The organism is Streptomyces katrae, assembly GCF_000966975.1.
Lineage (GTDB): Bacteria > Actinomycetota > Actinomycetes > Streptomycetales > Streptomycetaceae > Streptomyces > Streptomyces katrae.
Genome location: NZ_JZWV01000202.1, coordinates 1 through 2756 on the forward strand (window position 1 = coordinate 1; position 2756 = coordinate 2756).

The 2756-nt window shown below is 73.2% G+C and carries 4 protein-coding genes and 1 pseudogene; all 5 read left to right on the forward strand.

The genetic code is table 11. The features are described 5' to 3' along the window. Positions 1-127 precede the first annotated feature (127 nt). A complete protein-coding gene (locus tag VR44_RS09290) occupies positions 128-760 on the forward strand; it encodes a DUF6232 family protein (RefSeq protein WP_245691649.1) in 633 nt (210 codons plus the stop codon). Beyond that, the gene (locus VR44_RS09295) at positions 757-1143 is read left to right on the forward strand and encodes a DUF2624 domain-containing protein (RefSeq protein WP_245691650.1); all 387 of its coding nucleotides are present in this window, start codon (positions 757-759) and stop codon (positions 1141-1143) included. Before VR44_RS09290 ends, VR44_RS09295 begins: the two co-directional genes overlap by 4 nt. Positions 1144-1265: 122 nt before the next feature. After that, positions 1266-1589 (forward strand): annotated as a pseudogene (locus tag VR44_RS44900) (GNAT family N-acetyltransferase); the annotation flags it as partial. 111 nt (positions 1590-1700) lie between these two features. Next, positions 1701-2246 carry a chloramphenicol phosphotransferase CPT gene (gene cpt / locus VR44_RS44905; protein WP_045946933.1) on the forward strand — a complete coding sequence of 182 codons (546 nt, stop codon included), beginning with the start codon at positions 1701-1703 and terminating at the stop codon, positions 2244-2246. Between the two features lie 59 nt (positions 2247-2305). Then, positions 2306-2756, forward strand: a 451-nt coding sequence (locus VR44_RS09305) for an alpha/beta hydrolase (RefSeq protein ID WP_045946931.1), incomplete at its 3' end; no start/stop codon positions are given.

A 2756-nucleotide genomic window follows, 5' to 3' on the forward strand; every position in this document is an offset into this window, starting at 1 on the left:
CACCTAGGGCGGCCCCCACGCGCCGAATTGGCTGCATCTCGCCTGCCTCAAATCCCCCCACGGGCGCTTAATGGTGCTCCGGCCCGTGCGCGCGGGCCCTTTCACGCCATCACGGGGGAGCAGGCACATGGATCCCACGCCCGGCACCGGAGCACCACCCCCGCCACCACCACGACGGCCGCCGTCCCAGCCGCCGTCACCGCCGCCCCCTGCCCAGCCGCCGCGCTGGGAGGAGGCGCCACCGGCGCGGGAAGGGCGCAGACTGGTCATCGGGGTCAGACGCAGGATGCTGTGGGTGGGCTCGGCGGCCATCCCGCTGCACAACATCACCTGGGTCGACGCCTTCAAGCACCGGCGCAGCCGGTGGGGGGTGTTCGGCCGCACCCTGCTGGGGCTGACGGCGGCCTTCGTGCTCCTCGCGGCCTACGGAGCCGGCGGCGACCTGAGCGTCCTGGCGGACGACGGTCAGGGCGTGCGCGTGATCGTGCCGGCCATCCTGGTCATCAGCCTGCTCGTGGCCCTTTTCACCCCCGGGAAGCCGGTGCTCGCCATCGAGATGGCCGGAGGCTCCAGGGCCGTGGTGACCCTGCCGAACATGGAGGAGCTGCGGCAGATCGCCGGACAGGTCGTGTACGCGATCAACCACCCGGACGCCGAGTTCACCGCCGTCGTCAATCAGTTCAACAGCAGCAACACGAATCACTTCGGTCCCGTCGTCAACATGAACGGCGGCAGGGGGAACACGGGGATCAAGCTGTGAGCGACACACCGTCGAACTCGAACTCGAACTCGAACTCGAACTCGAACGCGAACTACTACGCACCCGTGGTCAACATGAACGACGGCCAGGGCAACGTCGGCATCAACTACGGCACCATCGGCGGCGCCGCCCCGGACGCCGATCAGCTCCGCGCCACCGTCGAGGAGCTGATCCGCCTCCTCGGGGAGCTGCGCCCGCACCTCACCCCGGACCAGGACCGCGCCGTCGAGCGGGCCCTGCCGGTACTGACTCCGGATCCCGGGGCCCTGCGCGAACGCGGCCTCGTCCTGGGCCGCCTCGCGCAGATCGCGGCCGCCGTCGGTGCGGTGGGCCAGCCCGCCGCGGAGGCGGTGAACCGGCTCTTCACCCTCCTCGGGAGCTGAGCCGCCCACCACCGGAAATGTAATGGTCGGCCCCCGGGGTGACTCATATACTCCGGCGTATGCCGCAGCCCATGACCATCAGGCGTGCCACCGCACAAGACGCCGACGCCCTCACCGCCCTGATGCAGGAGTCGGCCGCCTACTCCGGCCGGTACGCCACGATCATCGCCGGCTACCGGGTGACGGCCGACTACATAGACCGGCACGAAGTCTTCGCCGCCGTCGGCGCGGCAGGCGGCGGCGGCGACGGCGGCCGGATCCTGGGCTTCTACGCGCTCCTGCTGGAACGGGCCGAACTCGACCTGGCCTTCGTGGCCGACGAGGCGCAGGGGGCCGGGGTCGGGCGGCTGCTCGTACGGCACATGCTCGACCGGGCGGGCAGCGCGGGCCTCGCGCACGTACGGGTCGTCTCGCACCCGCCCGCCGAGCGGTTCTACCGCCGCCTGGGCGCCGAACGCGTCGGAACGGTCGCCCCTTCGCCGCCCGAGGTGACCTGGGAGCGCCCCGAACTGCGCTTCCGCACCGGCGCCCCGGCCGCCGCGCCGTCCGGAACCCGGGTGATCGTCCTCAACGGCGGCTCCAGCTCGGGCAAATCCGGGATCGTGCGGTGCCTGCAAGCCGTCCTCCCCGACCCCTGGCTGGCCTTCGGCGTGGACACGCTGGTCGACGCGATGCCACCCTCCCTCCGCACCTCGGACGCCGGGATCGGCTTCGCCGACGGCGGCGAGGTCCTCGTCGGCGAGACGTTCCGCACCCTCGACACCGCCTGGGCCCACGGGATCGCCGCCATGGCCCGCGCCGGGGCCCGGATCGTCGTGGACGACGTCTTCCTCGGCGGCCCGGAGTCCCAGCAGCGCTGGCGGAAGGCCCTGGAAGGGCTGGACGTCCTGTGGGTCGGCGTCCGCTGCGACGCCGAGGTCGCCGCCGCCCGCGAGATCGCCCGCGGGGACCGCCCCTCGGGGATGGCCGCGGCCCAGGCCGAGACGGTCCACCGGGGCGTGGCCTACGACCTGGAGGTCGACACGACCCGCACCGAATCCCTGACCTGTGCCCGCACCATCGCCGCACACGTCCGGGACGCCGAGGGGCCGCACGGGCCGTGACGCGGGTCACTCGAAAAGGGTGACACGGGGCTGTCGCGGAGCATTGCGAACCTCGACGCATGACGACGACGGCACAGCAGACGACCCCGGATCCGACCGCGACCCTCCCCCTCACCGACGAGGACTGCCTCGCCGAGACCCTCGCCTTCAACGCCAGGTTCGAGGCCGAAGCGGCGAGCCGACCCGCCCGCGGGGCCGCCCCGGACGCCGCCCTCCTCGCCCGCCTGCGCCGCAACCGGCTCGCGGGGGACGCGCCGCCCGTGCGGCTGCCTCAGGGGCGGGACCGTACGGTCGCGGGCGGGGTACGGGTGCGGACCTTCATGCCCGACGCGGACGGCGGCGGCTCGCCCCGCGGGGTGTATCTGCACATCCACGGCGGCGGCTGGTCCTTCGGCTCCGCCGACGGCCAGGACGAGCGGCTCCGGCGGATCGCCGAGGAGGCCCGGCTCGCCGTGGTGAGCGTGGACTACCGGCTCGCGCCCGAACACCCCTTCCCCGCCGGGCCCGACG